At 65.9% G+C, this 17,189-nt stretch carries 14 protein-coding genes and 1 rRNA gene; 6 read left to right on the top strand and 9 right to left on the bottom strand.

Features of this window, described 5'->3' with window-relative positions:
• Positions 1-77 precede the first annotated feature (77 nt).
• Positions 78-1,271: a DNA-binding protein gene (locus AC3FKH_RS26305; protein ID WP_488678662.1), complete on the top strand. Its 1,194-nt coding sequence runs from the start codon at positions 78-80 to the stop codon at positions 1,269-1,271.
• A 375-nt stretch (positions 1,272-1,646) separates the two neighbouring features.
• A complete protein-coding gene (locus tag AC3FKH_RS26300) occupies positions 1,647-2,492 on the top strand; it encodes a class II glutamine amidotransferase (protein WP_488678661.1) in 846 nt (281 codons plus the stop codon).
• A 6-nt stretch (positions 2,493-2,498) separates the two neighbouring features.
• On the opposite strand, the gene AC3FKH_RS26295 is transcribed toward AC3FKH_RS26300, so the two are convergent.
• From AC3FKH_RS26295 to AC3FKH_RS26260, 8 genes are all read right to left on the bottom strand, one after another.
• Entirely contained in the window at positions 2,499-2,966 is a 468-nt protein-coding gene (locus AC3FKH_RS26295) for a CBS domain-containing protein (RefSeq protein ID WP_488678660.1), read from the bottom strand.
• Positions 2,967-3,030: 64 nt separating this feature from the next.
• Positions 3,031-3,408 carry a DUF190 domain-containing protein gene (locus AC3FKH_RS26290; RefSeq protein ID WP_488678659.1) on the bottom strand — a complete coding sequence of 126 codons (378 nt, stop codon included), beginning with the start codon at positions 3,406-3,408 and terminating at the stop codon, positions 3,031-3,033.
• A gap of 68 nt (positions 3,409-3,476) precedes the next feature.
• Positions 3,477-3,896: a DUF190 domain-containing protein gene (locus AC3FKH_RS26285; RefSeq protein WP_488678658.1), complete on the bottom strand. Its 420-nt coding sequence runs from the start codon at positions 3,894-3,896 to the stop codon at positions 3,477-3,479.
• Between the two features lie 4 nt (positions 3,897-3,900).
• A complete protein-coding gene (locus AC3FKH_RS26280) occupies positions 3,901-5,211 on the bottom strand; it encodes a voltage-gated chloride channel family protein (protein WP_488678657.1) in 1,311 nt (436 codons plus the stop codon).
• 19 nt (positions 5,212-5,230) lie between these two features.
• On the bottom strand, positions 5,231-6,139 hold the full coding sequence (locus AC3FKH_RS26275; RefSeq protein ID WP_488678655.1) for a DMT family transporter: 909 nt from the start codon (positions 6,137-6,139) through the stop codon (positions 5,231-5,233).
• A gap of 93 nt (positions 6,140-6,232) precedes the next feature.
• Positions 6,233-9,013, bottom strand: coding sequence for an Hsp70 family protein (locus AC3FKH_RS26270; RefSeq protein WP_488678654.1), 2,781 nt, complete (start codon positions 9,011-9,013; stop codon positions 6,233-6,235).
• Between the two features lie 28 nt (positions 9,014-9,041).
• Positions 9,042-10,889 (bottom strand): Hsp70 family protein, encoded by a 1,848-nt coding sequence (locus tag AC3FKH_RS26265; RefSeq protein WP_488678653.1) that lies wholly within the window; start codon positions 10,887-10,889, stop codon positions 9,042-9,044.
• Positions 10,886-11,467, bottom strand: coding sequence for a DUF2760 domain-containing protein (locus AC3FKH_RS26260; protein WP_488678651.1), 582 nt, complete (start codon positions 11,465-11,467; stop codon positions 10,886-10,888). The genes AC3FKH_RS26265 and AC3FKH_RS26260 overlap by 4 nt, the downstream gene beginning before the upstream one ends.
• On the opposite strand from AC3FKH_RS26260, the gene AC3FKH_RS26255 reads away from it, so the two are divergent.
• The gene (locus AC3FKH_RS26255) at positions 11,466-11,699 is read left to right on the top strand and encodes a hypothetical protein (protein ID WP_488678650.1); all 234 of its coding nucleotides are present in this window, start codon (positions 11,466-11,468) and stop codon (positions 11,697-11,699) included. The genes AC3FKH_RS26260 and AC3FKH_RS26255 overlap by 2 nt on opposite strands.
• Positions 11,700-11,786: 87 nt before the next feature.
• On the opposite strand, the gene rpoD is transcribed toward AC3FKH_RS26255, so the two are convergent.
• A complete protein-coding gene (rpoD, locus tag AC3FKH_RS26250; RefSeq protein ID WP_488678649.1) occupies positions 11,787-13,751 on the bottom strand; it encodes an RNA polymerase sigma factor RpoD in 1,965 nt (654 codons plus the stop codon).
• 511 nt (positions 13,752-14,262) lie between these two features.
• On the opposite strand from rpoD, the gene AC3FKH_RS26245 reads away from it, so the two are divergent.
• The 3 genes from AC3FKH_RS26245 to AC3FKH_RS26235 all read left to right on the top strand — a co-directional run.
• Positions 14,263-15,627 (top strand): sensor domain-containing diguanylate cyclase, encoded by a 1,365-nt coding sequence (locus AC3FKH_RS26245; RefSeq protein ID WP_488678648.1) that lies wholly within the window; start codon positions 14,263-14,265, stop codon positions 15,625-15,627.
• Between the two features lie 235 nt (positions 15,628-15,862).
• Entirely contained in the window at positions 15,863-16,546 is a 684-nt protein-coding gene (locus AC3FKH_RS26240; RefSeq protein ID WP_488678647.1) for a hypothetical protein, read from the top strand.
• Positions 16,547-17,075: 529 nt separating this feature from the next.
• A 16S ribosomal RNA gene (locus AC3FKH_RS26235) occupies positions 17,076-17,189 on the top strand; the annotation flags it as partial.

Genomic DNA, 17,189 nt, shown 5'->3' with positions numbered 1-17,189 from the left:
AATAAATCCCAAAGGAATTTTATTTATTACGGAATACGTAGTAATATTTTACTAAATAGATTTCATCTTCGCTGCCCATGGCAACTTCCGACCTGAACCTGAGCGACGCCACATTGCAGGCGGACCTCGCCGAGTTGCGCGCGCGTTTTCCTGAAACGCGCGCCTTGTACCGCGAGGTTTGCGGGCTCCTGTTCTTCCGTTACGGCGTGACGCCGACAGCCAACAAGCTCTATAGCCTGGTGCGCAAGGGCAGCATGGGCACGCCGGCGGAGGTGCTTCAGCAGTTCTGGCAGGAGTTGCGCGGGCGCACGCGCGTCACGATCGATCACCCCGACCTGCCTGATTCGCTCAAGGAAGTCGCCGCGGAGGCAGTCAAGACCATCTGGCAAGCCGCCAACGACGCCGCCAGCAACGCGCTCTCCGCGCTGCGGGCCGAAGCGCGCGACGCAGCGGCTGCCGCCGAGGCGGAGCGCGACGCCGCACGTGCCGAGACCGCCGCCGCGCGCGAAGACGCGATGGCGATCTCGGCGCAGTTGGGCGAGGCGCGGCAGGCCCATGACGCCGTGCAGGCCGAACTGGCCGCGGAGCGCCAGGCGCATGCCGCGACGCAGGCGCGGCTGGATGCCGGCCGTGCCGAACTGGAGGCGGCTGGCCGGCAACTGGCGGATCTGCGCAAGCAGTTCTCGGCGGAACTGGAGCGTGCGCGCGAGCAGGTGCAGATCGCCCAGGAACGGGCGGAAGCCAGCGAACGGCGCGCACTGCGCGAACTGGACCAGGAACGTACAGCGCGCCAGAAGGGCGAGCGCACGGCCGACGACCTGCGTACGGAGCTGGCGGCGGCACGCAGCGAGGCGCGCGATGCCGCCGTGGCGCAGGCGGAGGGCCGCGCAAAGCTGGAAGCGCAGGCGGCGGCGCTGGCCGATCGGCTCGGGTTGGCCGAGCAGGCGCAGCGCAAGGCCGCGGGCGACCTGGAGACCGTCCAGGCGGAACTCGGGGCGGCGCAGCGCCGGGCCGAGCGCGGCGAAGCGGAAGCGGCGCTCGCGCGCCAGTTGCTGGCCACCTTGCGCGTTGCGCCGCGTGAACGCGACGGCGGACGGCGGCGCAAGGCCGGCAGTTCGGCAACAACCCCGCAGGAAAACCAGGGCGACGGCCAGGAGGAAGCGCCGGGCGAACGGGACGACGAGCAGAGGGCGCCAGCGCTGCCCGGCGATCAGGTCGAAGGCAGCGACAGCAGTCATGGCAGTGATGGCAGCGATAACAGCAAAGACTGAGCGGACCGGACGCGTCCAGGCGCAGATAGCCGACTAAGGGCTGACCATGGGCCGTTCGCTCGCTCAATTTGCTCAAGCGTGGACTGAATACTTCGTCCGCCCTGGCGTTTACCAAATGAATATCCGACACATGTGATCTCTCGCACACAAGCCTGCGGCCCGCGCCCACTGCTTTCTCCTGCGCGTGGCGCCGCGCGAGCTAGCGGCGGGCGCCGCAAGGCAAGCCCGGCGGCCGAAAGCTGAACGGACCGGCCCTCCGGAAGATCCGCGCCGGGCATGGCGCGTTCCTCCGCACTTTGCCGTTCGGGCATTGCCGTCCTAAAACTGGAGTGTGGGCCGGGAGGCACCGCACCCGTTATTCAGAGGAGGAGCACCATGTGCCGCTGGCTGGCTTACTCAGGCCGATCCGTTCCGCTCGAAGCGGTGCTGTTCCAGCCGGAACACTCGCTGATCGACCAGAGCCTGAATGCCCGGCTCGGTCACACCACGACCAATGGCGACGGGTTCGGCGTGGGCTGGTATGGACGCCAGTCCGAGGTGCCGTTCCGCTACCGTTGCCTGCATCCGGCCTGGAGCGATACCAACCTGCGCGAGACCGCGCGGGCCGTGCGCGCGCCGCTGTTCGTCGCCCATGTGCGTGCTGCGACCGGCACACCGACGCAGGAAACCAACTGCCATCCGTTTCGCTTCGGCCGCTGGCTGTTCGTCCATAACGGGCTGATTCGCGATTTTCCGTTGATTCGGCGCGACCTGATGATGGCCGTGTCGCCGCAGCTGTTCCGCTGGATCGAAGGCTCCACGGACTCCGAGATCATGTTCTATCTCGCGCTGACCTTCGGGCTGGAGCGCGATCCCCGCGCTGCGCTGGAGCAGATGGCCGGGCTGATCGAAGAGGTCGGCCATCGCTATGGCGTCGAGCATCCGCTCAATATGACGGTGTGCGTGACCGACGGCCAGCAAGTGGTTGCGGTGCGCTACTCCAGCGAGTCGGCGTCGCGCTCGCTGTTCCACAGCACCTCGTTCCGCCAGCTGCGCGCGCTGTATCCCGATGATCCGCGCATCATCGCGGCCGGCGACGATGCCTTCCTGGTGCTGTCCGAGCCGCTGATCGATGTGCAGGGCGTATGGCAGGAGATTCCCGAGGCCACGATCCTGACCGGGCGCGATGGCGTGATCGACTACGGCCGTTTTTCACCGCGCATGCCTGATCTGCCCACGTAGCGTTGGCTAGTAGCACCCGCCGGTGTCGATGGTCAGGTTAAGCATGTCGTGCTCGAGCTCCTTGAGCAGGTGTTCGTCTTCCCGGAACAGTTCTTCCAGCACGTCGTGGCTCGACACTACGCCGACGACACGATCGGACTCCATGACAGGGAGATGCCGGATGCGCTTCGCATGCATCAACGCAAGGCATTGCTCGCAGGTATGCGCCGGCGAGACGCAGACCACCTGCGTCGTCATGATCTCTCGAACCCTGGTCTCATCGGCACGGCGGCCCGCCAGTTCGACCTTGTGCGAATAGTCACGCTGCGAAACGATGCCGGCCAGCCTGTCGCCCTGCATGACCAGCACGGTGCTGATGTCTTTGTCGGCCATCAGCGCCAGCGCGGCCAGCACGGAATCATCGGGGCCGACCGCAATGACTTCGCGGGGCTTGTCCGACAGGATCTGGCGGGCCGTCTTTCTCTCTTTCTTCATGGTTGTCTCCTGCAGGGGCTGGGAAGGGCCAGGCCATCCGGCCTCATCCGCACGCAATGTCTCGTCAGGAATGGCTTCGGGGCGATGCGTCGGCGGTTGGCGCCGCCTTGCCGAGGAAGCCGAACTCCACCGGAAACTTCGCGTAGAACACATGCACGTCTTCGGCGGCAAGGCGGTCGAACAGCGCCTGCATCTCAGACTCGGTCGCAATCATCGTGATTTCTTCGGGGCGGTCGGCCAGCTCGACGAAGTGCCAGCTATGGAAGCGGTGATCGTGCCCGATGCCTTCCGCGGCGACCAGGTGGGTGGCGCCCCGGAAGTTCATCTCGCGCATGATTTCGAGCAGCCAGTGGGAGAGCTGCTTGCCGTGGTGCCGGCGGTTCTCGACTGTATAGAGAGTGACTTGATAGCCATGCACGATCTTCTCCCATCGCATTGCCATGCGGAAAAGGATCCTGCATTCAGTCTACTCGCCCCCCGCAGCGATGCTGCGGCTCACGGATCGGCGATTCACCCCTGGCTTCCCCCGGCATTGCCAAACTCGACCGGCGTGCGCGCGTAGAACAGCGCCAGGCCGTCTTCGTCATCGAGCCGGCGAAACACGCGTTCGCAATCCGCTTCGCTGACCACCACGCAGACTTCGACCGGCTGGTCATGCGGGGACCGGAAGTGGTAGCGATGGAGTTCGTGGTCATGCCCGAGGCCTTCCGAACAGACCATCATGGTGGCTCCGGTGATACCCATCTCCCGGAGCGTGTCCATCAGCCATTCAGCAAGCCGTTTGTCGCCGTGCCTGCGGTCATGCTGGGTATAGAAAGTGACCTGATAGCCGCGCTCCATGGTTCCCCCTTCAGCGCCATACCACAGCATGCTCCCTTCTGAAGGAAGGCGTGGGGAGCGATAACGCTCGCCCGCGGCCAGCCCCATCATCCGGTCAATCCTGTTCCTCGGCGGAAGCCTTTTTCTGTTGCTTGCGGTAGGCGTCCACTTCCGAGAGCCGCAAGCCTTCCGGCACGCGCAGGCGTTTCGCGTGCCCGACGCGCTGGGCGTGGTAGATGCCGGTATGCCCGGAGAACAGGTAACTCACGACGCAAGCAATGCCGGCAAACGTGCCGACCTCCGGTCCGAACAGTTCGATCGCCATGATGGTCGAGGCGATCGGCGTATTGGCGGCACCGGCGAATACCGCGACAAAGCCCAGTCCCGCCAGTAGCGGGAAGGGCAGCGGCAGGACATAGCCGAGCGCATTGCCCAGCGTCGCGCCGATGTAGAACAGCGGGGTGACTTCGCCGCCCTTGAAGCCGGAGGCGAGGGTTGCCACCGTGAAGGCGATCTTGCCCGCGAAGTCGTAGGCCGGCAGCGGCTGCCGGAACGCGTCGACGATGGTCGGGATGCCGAGGCCGAGATACTTGTCCGTGCCAAGCAGCAAGGCGGCCCCTGCCACCACGCAGCCGCCGAGGAACGGGCGCAGCGGCCCGAACGTGATGGTGCGCTTGAGCGCGCGGGACAGCCGGTGCGTGCTTTCCGCGAACACCATGCCGGTGATGCCGAAGGCAATGCCGGCCATGATGGCTGCAGCCAGCGTCAGCAGTCCCATCTGCGGAACCAGGGGAATGGCATAGATCGTATGGTGGACGCCAAGCCACGGCGGCACGAGGTCCCCGACGATGGCCGCGATGAAGCACGGCAGGATGGCGTCATAGCGCAGGCGGCCAATGGCCAGCACTTCCAGCCCGAACACCGCGCCCGCCAGCGGCGTGCCGAACACCGAGGCAAAGCCGGCGCTGATCCCGGACATCAGCAGGATGCGGCGCGCGTCCTTGCCGAGGCGGAACAGCCGCGTGAGGGTGTCGGCAAAGCTGCCGCCCATCTGCACGGCCGTGCCTTCACGGCCGGCGGAGCCGCCGAACAGGTGCGTGATGACGGTGCCGAGCAGGATCATCGGCGCCATCCGTTTCGGCACAATGCGCTTCGGGTCGTGGATTTCATCGATCAGCAGGTTGTTCCCGCCTTCGACGGACTGTCCCATGTAGTGGTAGATCAACCCGACCGCCAGCCCGGCCAGCGGCAGCAGCCAGAGCAGCCACGGATGCGCATGGCGCGTATTCGTCGCCCAGTCGAGCGCGAGCAGCAGCGCGGCCGAGCCGGCGCCGGACAGGATGCCGACCAGTGCGCCGAGAAACAGCCAGCGGCCCAGATAGGCCAGCATGGCCAGTTGCTCCGGTGGAGCGAACGTCGTCTTCATGATGACCCGATTCGAAGGTTCAGCGCCGCTGCGCCAGCCAGATGCCGGCCCCGATGGTCACGAGCCCGACCGCGTGATACCAGCGCGGCCAGTCACCGAGCAACAGCGTGGAAAGCAGCGCCGCGAACACCGGCGTCAGCGAGATGAAGAAGACCGGCAGCTCGGCACCGGCGCGGGCGATGGCGCGGTCCCAGGCGAAGTAGGCGAGCAGGGAAGGAATGGTGGCCACATAGAGCAGGATGGCTGCGACCTTGCCGCTCCATTGCAAAGGCTGGTCCAGCGTCATCAGTTCCCACGCGGTCACGGGCGCGCTCACCACCAGGCCGGTGACGATCTGCGCGAACAGCAGCACGGGCAGCGGCAGGTCGGGACGCCGCTTGCGCAGCAGCCACGTGTAGGCGCTCCACGCGATGGTGGCGGCCAGCATGAACAGGTCCCCGGCGACGAAATCGAGCTGCGCCAGGCGGCCGATCTCGCCGCGCACCAGCACGAACGACACACCCACCAGGCACAGCAGCGCGCCGGCGACATGCCAGGGCTTCATCTTCTCGTGGAAGCAGGTGGCGCCGATCACCAGCAGGAACAGTGGCGTTGACGCGCCGATCAGCGTCACGTTGATCGGCGTCGAGGTGGTCAGCGCCAGGTACTGGAGCGCGTTATAGCTGGCGATCGACAGCATGCCCAGCGCGACGATCACGCCCGCATGGCGGCGCAGCGTCTCGCGGTGTTCGATGACGCCGCGCCAGGCGTAAGGCGCCAGCAGCAGGCCCGCCAGCAACCAGCGCACGAAGTTCAGCGTGACCGGGGGTACCGTGCCGGCTGCCAGGCGGCCGACAATGGCATTGCCGGCCCAGCTCAGCGGCGGAAAGGTAAGCAGGAACAGTGTGGTCCAGTCCAGGCGTCTGGTGCCGGTGGCGCTTGCGTGCATGGGTGATGCGGAGGCGTTCGAAGATGCAGCATTATCCGCCAGGCGCGGCATGGGTGCTGCCGCGCCTGGCGTGCTGCCGCAGGCAACGCTAAGTCAGGGAGCGCCGCCGATCAGCTTCAGGCCGGCCGGCAGCGCTTCGCCGAAGACGCGTCCTTCATCCGCTGCATCGAGTTCCACGGCCTCGCGCACCATCGCGATCCAGCTTTGCGGCGCGTTGGCGGATTCAAGCCGGCGCACGACGGCTGCGCGGGTTTCGTCAGGCAGGTCGCGCGTGCGGTCGCCGGTCATGCGTGCGATCTGCGTGGCGGCGAAGGCGGCCGGTTCTACCCTCTTCCAGTCGAGCGCAAGGATCGCCTCCACCCATTGCGCGGCGACCTCGGCCGGCACGACGCCATGGGCGCTGCCATAGAACGGCCGGCGTGCACCGATCCGGCCCACGGCCCACCAGCTCTGGTTGTTTTCAGAGGGTTTGCGCAGGCGCTTCAGCAGCCATTCGGCGACTTCGATCTTGCGGTCGGCGGCAATGTTTTCGAGCGAGCCGGCCAGGCGCACCATGTCGGCGTAACCGGAACGCGTCGGACCGGCCGGCTTCTTGTAGTGCCCACTGCCGGGAGGCTGCAGAGAGAACGCCATGTCGTCGAGCAGGCGCAGCTGCGCGCTTTCATCGAGACCGCCGGCCGCGCGGCGCCACAGCGTCCACCATTCCGACCAGTTCTGCGTCTCGTTGACGTACTGGATGCCCTGGTCATACAGCGACCAGAGCTGCTCGACGCGCCATGCGTCGAGCGGATAGCCAAAGCCCGGCCGCACGCAGTAGCCCGCCAGGTTCAGCCACAGGCGTTCATGGTCGGCGGTGCGGCGACGGCGCCTGGCACGCTCCCAGAAGGCTGCGAACAGTTCGCGCAGCAGCGCACTGTCCCATTGCTCGCGCGCCCCGAGCGACTGTTCGAGTTGCGCGCGCAGCCGCTTGACCTCCTTCGGATCGACGCCTTGCGAACGTGCGCCGAAGGTGCGGTCGATGATCTCGATGGCTTGTGGCAGGGAAGGGTGGAGCGTTTCCGCCGTGGGCGCCGGGGCGGGCGCCTCATTGCCGCGGAGCTGGAACTCGAGCCGCCAGCGCTGCGACGTATCGGCGATCTCATGGCAGTGGACTTCCAACGTGCCGACCTCGGTCAGCGATGTCGTGATCTGTACCGGCGTTTCCTTCGGCCCGCTGGCCCCGCGTGGCTGCACGACGGTGGCGATCGGCGGCAGGCGAACGAAGTCCGCGCTCGCCAGATCGGCCAGTTCGCCGGGCCGGTAGGCGCTGTCGGCGACCGACGAGACCAAATGGAACTGCACCGGATGCCCGAGGCGCAACGCGAACGTCCGGTCCTTGAGGTGGATCTCCTGGCCTTCCTCGGTGCCGCGCGGCAGCAGGCAGATACCTTGCTTGCCGGACGCGCCGTCTTCGAGCATCAGGAAGTAGCTGCGCGGCGAGCCGCCGCCGATGCGTGGTGCCTGTCCCGAACGCGCGCGCGCATAGGCCACCGCGCCGCGTGCCACGGCGACATCGGGATCGGCGTTGTGCAGGACGTTCAGCGGCGAACCGCGCCAGTTGCCCAGGGTATCGGCGATGCGCCGCGCAAGCGCCTCGGCCCGGAACACGCCGCCGTTGAGCAAGAGCGTGTCCGGCATTGGCAAGGCATCGTCCTGCGTCTGCGGCAGGTCCAGCGCCGAGCGCGACTGCGCCGCGTGCTGGCCGAGAAAGGCCGCTACGTGTCGCGTCACGGCCGGATCCGACGCATACGGCAGCCCGAATTCGACAATGGCGCCGCGCGCGCGTCCCGGGCGCTCGCTCGATGACACCTTGGGGAAGAAGCCATCGACGACGAGTTGTTCGACTTCGTGCCGCGTCACTTCCACCGAGCGTGCGCCGCCGATCAATTTGGCGCCCGCGCCGAGCAGCGTGACCGTGACCGCTTCCGGCGCCTGCGCGCTGAGCAGTCGTTCTTTCGCCGCGCGGCAGCGCGCCACCAGCTGGGACAGGCCCGACGCGGACAAGCGCGCCTGCGTGGGACCCAGGCGTGCCTCGGCCATGTGCGCCAGCGCCAGGTCCATATTGTCCCCGCCGAGCATCAGGTGGTTACCCACGCCGATCCGCGTCAGCTGCGGCTGCCCGTCCTGCATGTCGACGCGGATCAGCGTGAGGTCGGTCGTGCCGCCGCCCACGTCGCAGATCAGGACGAGCCGGGTTTGCGAGAGGTCCGCGTCCAGTGTCTGGCGATGATGGAACAGCCAGTCGTAGAGCGCGGCCTGCGGTTCCTCGAGCAGGCGCAACGCCGGCAGGCCGGCCATGCGCGCGGCTTCCAGCGTCAGCGCGCGCGCCCCCTCGTCGAACGACGCGGGCACGGTCAGGACTACGTCCTGGTCTTCCAGCCTTGCATCCGGAAAATGGTGGTTCCACGCCGAAGCCACGTAGCCAAGGTAGCTGGCACTGGCCGCGACCGGCGAGATCTTGCCGACTTCCTCGTCCGCGCCCCAGGGCAGGATGGGCGCGGTGCGGTCGACCGCGGCATGCGACAGCCAGCTCTTGGCACTGGCCACGAGCCTGCCAGGCACCTGAGCGCCGAGCGTGGCCGCCAGCCGGCCGAACACCGTGCGGCGCGCGGCAGCGCTGGCGGCGGATTGCCACGGCAGTTGCAGGTCGTCGCCGCTGATTTCACCCGGCGCCGCGTGGTAGCGGACCGAAGGCAGCAAGGGGCGCGCGGCGACTTCGCCGAGGCCCACGAGCTGGTCGATGTCGAAGACGCGGATGTCATCCGATCCTGTCTCCGCATAGGCCACCACGGTATTGCTGGTGCCGAGGTCAATGCCGACGGTGTACCGCTTCATCGCTTCATTGCTGGTTTGTGGCCACGGTTCAGGCATCCGCGCCGCCGCGCACGTCGAATTCGACCTTCCAGCGCTCGGTGCCGCCACTCGGCACGGCTTCGAGTTCCAGCGTGCCGGCTTCGGTCACGCGCGCGTGCAGCCTGACCGGCACCACGTCGCCGGGCGTGCGGCCATCGGCCGGCAGGGTGGCCTGGATTTCCTCCAGTTCCTGCAGTTCCTCGGCACTCCAGAAGTCCAGCAGGGCGCCGACCTGGTCCTGGCGGCGCACCGACGAGCCGAAGAAGCGGAAGTGAACGGGTTCGCCGACCACCAGGCCGAATTCCTGCGGCGGCAGTTCGGCGTCGGTGCCTTCCTCCATGCCGAACGGCGCCACGCACAGCGCCTGGATCGGCGGCTCGAAGCCCGGCACCGCGGGCATCGACGATTCCACGGCAATGTAATACGAGCGCGCCGTGCCGCCACGGATGCGCACGCCCTTGCCGCGCCGCACATAGCCGTAGTAAGCGGCGCCGCGCGCCACGGCCAGGTCCAGCTCGGCGCCGCCTAGCAGGCGTGCCGGCGCAGCGCCTTCCGAAGCGAGCCAGCCGTTCAGCGTCTGCAGGATGCGGTCGGCCAGCAGACCGGACTTGAACACGCCGCCGTTGAACAGGACCGCGGTCGGATGCAGGAAGGTTGCGTCCGCCGGCTGCGTGGCCTGCATGCCTTCGAGTTGCGCGAGCGCCCCGACCTGGCGGCCGAGGAACGCAGCAAGGTGCCGCGTGACCGCAGCATCCTGCGCATAGGGCAGGCCGAGCTGCGTCAGGCCGACGCGCGCGCGGCTCACCGGCCGGGCCGATGCATCGACTTGCGGGAAGAAGCCTTCCAGGATGATCTGGGTCAGCTCGGTGCGGGTCAGGTCCGTGCGGATCGAGCCGCCGATCAGCTTGGAGCCACGGCTCGGCACGACCAGCGGCACCGTATCGGTGGTCGGATCGGTGAGCAGCGTTTCCTTGGCGGCGCGGCAGGCATAGGTCAGTGCGCGCAGCTGCCATGGATCGGCCTGCGTACCTTGCGCCGCGAGCTTGCGCGCCACCACGTGGGCCAGCGCCAGGTCCATATTGTCGCCACCGAGCAGGATATGCTCGCCGACGGCGACGCGATGCAACTCCAGGTTGCCATCGCGCTCGATCACCGCGATCAGCGACAGGTCGGTGGTGCCCCCGCCGACGTCCACCACGAGGATGATGTCGCCAACGTTCACCTGCTTGCGCCACTGGCCGCCGCTTTTTTCGATCCAGCTGTAGAGCGCGGCCTGCGGTTCTTCGAGCAGGGTCATGCGCGCATAGCCCGCCGCGGCGGCGGCCTCCGCGGTCAGTTCGCGCGCGGCCGGGTCGAACGAGGCGGGAATCGTCACCGTGACGTCCTGTTCGGCGAACGGCGCGTCGGGATGCGCATGGTCCCACGCCTCGCGCAGGTGCGTCAGGTAGCGCACCGACGCGTCGAGCGGCGAGATACGCGGCACCTCGGGCGGCGCATCGTTGGGCAGGATGGCGGCGCGGCGGTCCACGCCCGGGTGGCACAGCCAGCTTTTCGCGCTCGATACCAGGCGGATCGGCGTGCCGGCACCACGGCTGCGGGCCAGTTCGCCGACCGCGAATTCACGCGTGGCGTTCCACGGCAGCGCCAGGTCGCCGGGCGCCAGTTCGCTCGCGTGCGGCAGGTAGAGAAACGAAGGCAGGAGATCCCGCGCTTCCGTGGCGCCGGGGCCGGTGAGCTGCGGGACCGGCAAGACATGCTGAGTCGTTTTCTCGCCGTCGCTGACGCTCAGGTCGACGTAGGAGAGGGCGCTGTGCGTGGTGCCCAGGTCGATGCCGATGGCATAGCGTGCGTCGCTCATAGTTCCACCTCGGCAGGGGCGATGACGGTGGCGTCATGGCGCTCGGCCAGGCGCGGCAAGCGCACTTCTTCGGCCTTCCAGCCGCGATGGCTGAGGCTGCCGTGGAACGGCGCGCTGCCGACCACGTTGCCTGTCAGGCGGACGGCGGTCGCGTCGAAGCCGTCAGCCAGCGTGACGCGGCTGCCCTCGGCTTCGTCGCGTACCGGACGGATCGTGAAATGCTCGCGCAGGACGCCACGGCAGCCGTCGTGCACCAGCCGCGCGGCGGCGCCGATCTCGGTATCGGTATAGCCGGCGATGTCTTCCTCGACGAAGTCGATGAATCGCGCATCGCGCTGGAGCAGGCCCAGCAGCTGCAGCGCCGCCACGGGACTCGCTTCTTTCAAAGCCGGTGCCGGAGCGGGAGCCGGAGCCGGAGCCGGTACAGGCGCTGCCACGGGGGCCGGGGCAGCGGCGGGGAATCCGCCGGTACGCAGGCGCCGCACATCCGCGGCGAGCTTGCCGTCGCCCAGGATCGCAAAGAAGGTGCTTATGGCAAGCGAAATCCTGCCGAAGAATGGGATGTTCGAGTCAGTCATGGAAAAACTCCTGTGTGCTCTGTTGAAGGACGAGCTGTCCTGCGGCCACGGCGAGCAGCGGATGGAACACGCGGACCGATGCATCGGAACGTCACGGCGCGAACCGCGTGGCGAATCTCAAGCATTCCAGCTGGAATTTTGCACCAACCAATATGTCAGCCGGTCGTTTGGCCATGTACCAGCCACCCGCAAGCGAGCGCGTGAAGTTGCGCAAAGGAGGCGGAACATGTGAAAACCGGCAGCCCAAGGGCTGCCGGCAGTCATTTTTATCCCGGGCGGGCACACGCTGCTGTCCGCAAGGTGGCCGCCGGGGTGCCGATCACGCGTCGCGCAGATAGGTGATCAGCTGATCGGCGCGGCTCGGGTGGCGCAGCTTGCGCATGGCCTTGCTTTCGATCTGGCGGATCCGCTCGCGCGTCACATCGAACTGCTTGCCGACTTCTTCCAGCGTGTAGTCGGTCGCCATGTCGATGCCGAAGCGCATGCGCAGCACCTTGGCCTCGCGCGGCGTCAGTTCGTCGAGCATTTCGCGCACGACTTCGCGCAGGCTGGCCTGCAGCGCGGCGTCGGCCGGCGTTGCGGTGTCCGAGTCGGCAATCATGTCGCCCAGGCTCGTGTCACCGTCTTCACCCACCGGCGTTTCCATCGAGACCGGTTCGCGGGCGATCTTCATGATCGCGCGGATCTTCTCCTCCGGCATGTCCATGCGCTCGGCGAGCACGGCCGGATCGGGTTCCTTGCCGGTCTGCTGCATGAGCTCGCGCGACAGGCGGTTGAGCTTGTTGATCTGCTCGATCATGTGGACCGGCACGCGGATCGTCCGGGCCTGGTCGGCAATCGCGCGCGTCACGGCCTGGCGCACCCACCAGGTCGCGTACGTGGAGAATTTCCAGCCGCGGCGGTACTCGAACTTGTCCACGGCCTTCATCAGGCCGATATTGCCTTCCTGGATCAGGTCCAGGAACTGCAGGCCGCGGTTCGTGTACTTCTTGGCGATCGAGATCACCAGGCGCAGGTTGGCCTGCGTCATTTCGTGCTTGGCCTGGCGCATCTGGCGCTCGGCGGCCAGCATCTTGCGGTTCACCGCCTTCAGCTCGGCCAGCGGCAGGATCGCGCGGGCCTGGATGTCGATCAGCTTTTGCTGATGGGCTTCCAGGTCGGGCAGCGCGCGCGCCACGGCAGCGCTGTACGGGCGCGATGCGGCGGCGAGGTCGCGGCCCCAGTTCAGGTTGGTCTCGTTGCCCGGGAAGCGCGCGATGACATCCTCGCGATCCATGCCGCAACGATCGACCAGCAGCTGGACCACCTGGCGCTCGACCACGCGGACATCGTCGACCATGCTCTGGACGTCGGCGCACAGGCGTTCGATGGTTTTCGCGGTGAAGCGGATCGTGCGCAGTTCTTCACGCACGGTATCGCGGGCGGTGACGAAGCCTTTCGAGTCCGTGCCGTTGGTCGCGTTTTCCTGCTGCATGCGCTCGAACTGCTCCGCAACGCGGGCAAAGCGCTTCAGGCATTCGTCGCGCAGCTTGGCGAGGTCGGCTTCAGCGTTTTGCTGCGCGCTGTTGCCGTCGTCGGCGTCGTCGTCGTCCTCGTCGCCATCGCCATCGTCCGAGGCGTCGGCGCTGTCGTCGTCGCTGTCGTCAGCGCTGGCGCTCACGGTGACATCGGCGCCGGTTTCGTCGCTCAGGCCATCGACCAGGTCGTCGATGCCCATTTCACCGCTGGCGACGCGGCCCGACAGTTCGAGGATGGTCGCGATCGTGGACGGGCAGGCCGAGATGGCATGCACCATATTGTTCAGGCCTTCCTCGATCCGCTTGGCGAGCTCGACCTCTTCCTTGCGCGTCAGCAGCGTAGCGGAGCTCATTTCGCGCATGTACATGCGCACCGGATCGGTGGTCCGGCCGAACTCCGAGTCCACGGTCGACAGCGCGACCTCGGCCTCTTCATCGGCCTGGTCGTCGGACGCCACCACCGCGTTGTCGCTGAGCAGAAGCGTCTCGGCATCGGGCGTCTGCTCGAAGATCTTCACGCCCATTTCGGCGAACGTGGTGACGATGCTTTCCATCGCCGCCGTGTCGGTGAAGTTCTCTTGCAGATGGTCGCTGATGTCCGCGTGGGTCAGATACCCACGCTGCCTTCCCAGCTGGATCAGGGCACGCAACTGCTGGCTGCGCGCGTTGACTTCGTCCGGCGACATGGATTCCGCCGAGGCGCCAAGGGCTTTGACTGTACCTGCATCGCGGCCTTTGGCAGCCGTTCGTTGTGGACCGCTCGTCATCTACTGCTGTTTCCTTCGTGAATCGCGTTTTGATTGCAGCGTGCACGCATTGCGTGCGTTTTCTGGCCTGCTGTCAAGGCATCGGATCGGCATTGGGCGTGGCGATGAGCCAAAAAGGCCGTGTTGTCCGTGAGCAGGGGGCGTATATTCTACAGTGTTTGTTGCGTTGCAGCATGTCGGGTGCGCTTGCAAAGGCCTGGATGGGCCGGGAGCAATCCCGACGTTCACGATCTGTTTGCGCCCCATCTTGCCCGCCACACCAACCACAAGGGCGCAAAGCCCTGCATTCGATACGGCGCCAATCAGGACCCCGAAGCGCGGACGGCCCCCGAATACAGCCTCACCCGATACCCCGGGACTCGCTGCGGCAACCTAGCAGTATACCTCTGGTCAGGATTCTGGGTAAGACAACAATTGAATCGCCATGTGACGCAAGGCTAGCGCGCAACACTCCCAAGTGGCGGATCGGCCAATGTATACTCGCGCTCAGATCGCATCCCGGACCGCCCGTATGCTTGCACCGCCGACATCCGCAGACGCACCGACGGCCGTTTCCCGGACCACGGGACATTTCGGGGAAGAGTTCGAATCGCTGCGCAAGCGGGAACGGCTGCTTGCGCTTGCCATTGCGGGCAGCGGCACCGGCATCTGGGACCGGAACGTGGCAACGGGCGAAATCCACTACTCAAGCGGCTGGAAATCCATGCTCGGCTATGCCGACTGGGAGGTGTCGAGCCGGATCGAGGACAGCTACTTGCGTCTTCATCCCGACGACCTCGAGTACGTCAAGGCGACGATGCAGGCCCATTTCGACGGTCAGAGCGACAGCTATGAGGTCGAACACCGGATCCGCTGCCGCGATGGCAGCTACAAGTGGATCTGCAGCCGCGGCAAGGTCGTCGACCGCGACAGTACCGGTCAGGCGTTGCGCATGGTAGGCACGACCACCGACATCACTTCGCTGCGCACGATGTCGGAGAGCCTGCGCGAGGCCGTCAACCTGGTCACGAACCTGACGAACGAAGTGCCGGGGCTGGTGTTCCAGTACCGCGCCATGCCCGAGGGACGGTCGTATTTCTCCTACGCCAGCGCGGGTATCAGGGATATATACGAGCTGACGCCGGCCCAGGTGGCAGCGGATGCGTCGTGCATCGATGCGTTGATTCATCCTGCCGATCTGGCTGCTTATCAGGCCTCGTTTGGTGCTTCAGCCGCCCACCTCTCGCCATGGCATCTGGAGTATCGAGTGCAGTTGCCGATGCAGGGTCTGCGCTGGCGCCAGGGCGATGCCAGGCCGCAGCGCTTGCCCGATGGCAGCACCCTGTGGCATGGCTTCATCACGGACGTGACCGAGCGCAAGCGCATCGAAGCGGAACTGCAGGAACTTGCGACCATCGATAGCCTGACCGGGTTGCCGAACCGGCGGCATTTCATGATGCAAATCGAGGCGCGGCTCGCCAGCCTGCAGATCGGCCGCGGCGCCAGCGTGGCGCTCATGATGTGCGATCTCGACCATTTCAAGTCGATCAACGACCGCTGGGGCCATGGGGTCGGGGATCGCGCGCTGCGTCACTTCGGCAGCATCCTGCGCGCGCATTTGCGGCCCGACGACATGGCGGGGCGCCTCGGGGGCGAGGAATTCGGGATCCTGCTCGATGGTGCCGATTTGCGTGGCGCGATTGGCGTGGCAGGACGGATCCAGCAGCGTATTGCCGAGTACCCGCTGATCGAGCAGGACCAGCGGATCGACCTGACGGTCAGCATTGGTGTCACGCTCCTGACGGCGGCGGATGCCAATGCCGAAGCCCCGTTGTCGCGCAGTGACCTGGCGCTGTACCGTGCCAAGAAGGGCGGTCGCAACCGGATCGAATCCTGACGTCCTGACGCGTTCAGGCTTGCATTCAACGGGTATCCCGACTATGCGAAATGCGCGTATATCCTTGCTGAAGCGTCAGTCCCGGCGCGGCCTGGTCTGCCTGGTTACCGGCGTTCTTGCAGCCACTGCGCAGTCCTCCCGGGCCGAGGAGCCCGCTGTGCAAGGCCACGAGGACGTTTGCCGTACCATCTGGTTTCCACGCGGAGCGCGCATACAGATGGAGGCGGACGGCACCATGCCGCTGTCCCGCAAGACCATACTGAGGCCGCCATTGCCGACGGAGGCGGGCTGCCAGGCCGACATCGAGATTCACTCCAAGACAGCGTTGGCTGCATTGATGGGGCCGCCGGTGGTGACCGAGCAAAGGCAACGCGTGCTGCTGCGACCCGCCGCGAACGGGGCGCCTGCCAGTATCTCGGGGCAGGCAACCGTCAATGCATGGGCGCGTTATGCGCGTCTTTACGGAACGACCACCATTGACGCGGTGGGGTTGCTTGATAACCAGTATCAAGGCCTGCCACTGCGCGAAGGCGACGTGCTTCCTGGTGAAACCGTCGACGCCAGCGCGTCCTTCACCATCTTTTCGCGCGATTCCGGGGATGAGGCGGGCAAGCTCATCGCTCCGCACGCGACGGTGTCGGTGACATCGCGCCGAGTGGGCAAGCGCCAATTCATGCGCACCGCGCTGGGCCAGTCGGAATGCGTGCCAATCGAGTATGTACGCACGACTGCCCTTGGGCCCATGGTGGTTGCGGGCGAGCAGATCGTGACGAAGCCGACGAGCATGCGGGTCACGGATTGGTATTGCCCGGCCAATCGCATGGTGATGCGCCAGGACGTGTCCGAGGAGGGCAAGGTCCAGCACATTGTCACGACAGTCGTCGAGCAGCTGCCGGAAGCCTCGGACCAGACGCAATAGCGCGGGGACCTACCTAATGGCGTCCCAATTGCTATGACGTAATCCAGGCATCACAGATCAGAGGGGCTTTTGTGTTCAAAAAGTCTCCTATTCCCCTTCTCATAAAATGGGCTTGCCAGTCAGGGGGCAAGCGATTAATATCCGCTCCCTTCTGTTGGAGCCTCCGCTGCAAAGCGTCGAGGCGAAGGCAGGTTGCAGGAACGAACCCGGCAGCAAAATTGCCGGGAAAAAGAAATTTCTCGAAAAGCTTGATTAACCGAAGAAAGTTCTTTAAAGTCTCGTTCCTTCGCTGCTGACGCAAACGCAGCGACGCAAAACGGCAAAGCCGGTTGCGCAGTTCTTTAACAATCAAACAACCGATAAGTGTGGGCGCTTGATAGCGGATGCGAAAGACTTCGGTCTTTTAGCTTAAAAGTTATACAGTGCTCGCACAGCAAAACGTGACTGGATTTTCGGATCTGGTCAGTCAGTTTTCTGAGAGTGAGCGACCGCTCGAAAGAGCGAGGACCTTCGGGTCCACACAGAGATTGAACTGAAGAGTTTGATCCTGGCTCAGATTGAACGCTGGCGGCATGCCTTACACATGCAAGTCGAACGGCAGCACGGGCTTCGGCCTGGTGGCGAGTGGCGAACGGGTGAGTAA

This window comes from Cupriavidus sp. 21MJTG02-4 (assembly GCF_057798975.1).
This window is presented reverse-complemented; position numbering and strand designations above follow the sequence as displayed.

Bases quoted from the DNA above. Each gene is read 5' to 3' on its own strand.
- AC3FKH_RS26305 (WP_488678662.1), top strand. From the start codon at position 78: ATGGCAACTTCCGACCTGAACCTGAGCGACGCCACATTGCAGGCGGAC.
- AC3FKH_RS26300 (WP_488678661.1), top strand. From the start codon at position 1,647: ATGTGCCGCTGGCTGGCTTACTCAGGCCGATCCGTTCCGCTCGAAGCG.
- AC3FKH_RS26295 (WP_488678660.1), bottom strand. From the start codon at position 2,966: ATGAAGAAAGAGAGAAAGACGGCCCGCCAGATCCTGTCGGACAAGCCC.
- AC3FKH_RS26290 (WP_488678659.1), bottom strand. From the start codon at position 3,408: ATGGCAATGCGATGGGAGAAGATCGTGCATGGCTATCAAGTCACTCTC.
- AC3FKH_RS26285 (WP_488678658.1), bottom strand. From the start codon at position 3,896: ATGATGGGGCTGGCCGCGGGCGAGCGTTATCGCTCCCCACGCCTTCCT.
- AC3FKH_RS26280 (WP_488678657.1), bottom strand. From the start codon at position 5,211: ATGAAGACGACGTTCGCTCCACCGGAGCAACTGGCCATGCTGGCCTAT.
- AC3FKH_RS26275 (WP_488678655.1), bottom strand. From the start codon at position 6,139: ATGCACGCAAGCGCCACCGGCACCAGACGCCTGGACTGGACCACACTG.
- AC3FKH_RS26270 (WP_488678654.1), bottom strand. From the start codon at position 9,013: ATGAAGCGGTACACCGTCGGCATTGACCTCGGCACCAGCAATACCGTG.
- AC3FKH_RS26265 (WP_488678653.1), bottom strand. From the start codon at position 10,889: ATGAGCGACGCACGCTATGCCATCGGCATCGACCTGGGCACCACGCAC.
- AC3FKH_RS26255 (WP_488678650.1), top strand. From the start codon at position 11,466: ATGGAAAAACTCCTGTGTGCTCTGTTGAAGGACGAGCTGTCCTGCGGC.
- AC3FKH_RS26260 (WP_488678651.1), bottom strand. From the start codon at position 11,467: ATGACTGACTCGAACATCCCATTCTTCGGCAGGATTTCGCTTGCCATA.
- rpoD (WP_488678649.1), bottom strand. From the start codon at position 13,751: ATGACGAGCGGTCCACAACGAACGGCTGCCAAAGGCCGCGATGCAGGT.
- AC3FKH_RS26245 (WP_488678648.1), top strand. From the start codon at position 14,263: ATGCTTGCACCGCCGACATCCGCAGACGCACCGACGGCCGTTTCCCGG.
- AC3FKH_RS26240 (WP_488678647.1), top strand. From the start codon at position 15,863: ATGCCGCTGTCCCGCAAGACCATACTGAGGCCGCCATTGCCGACGGAG.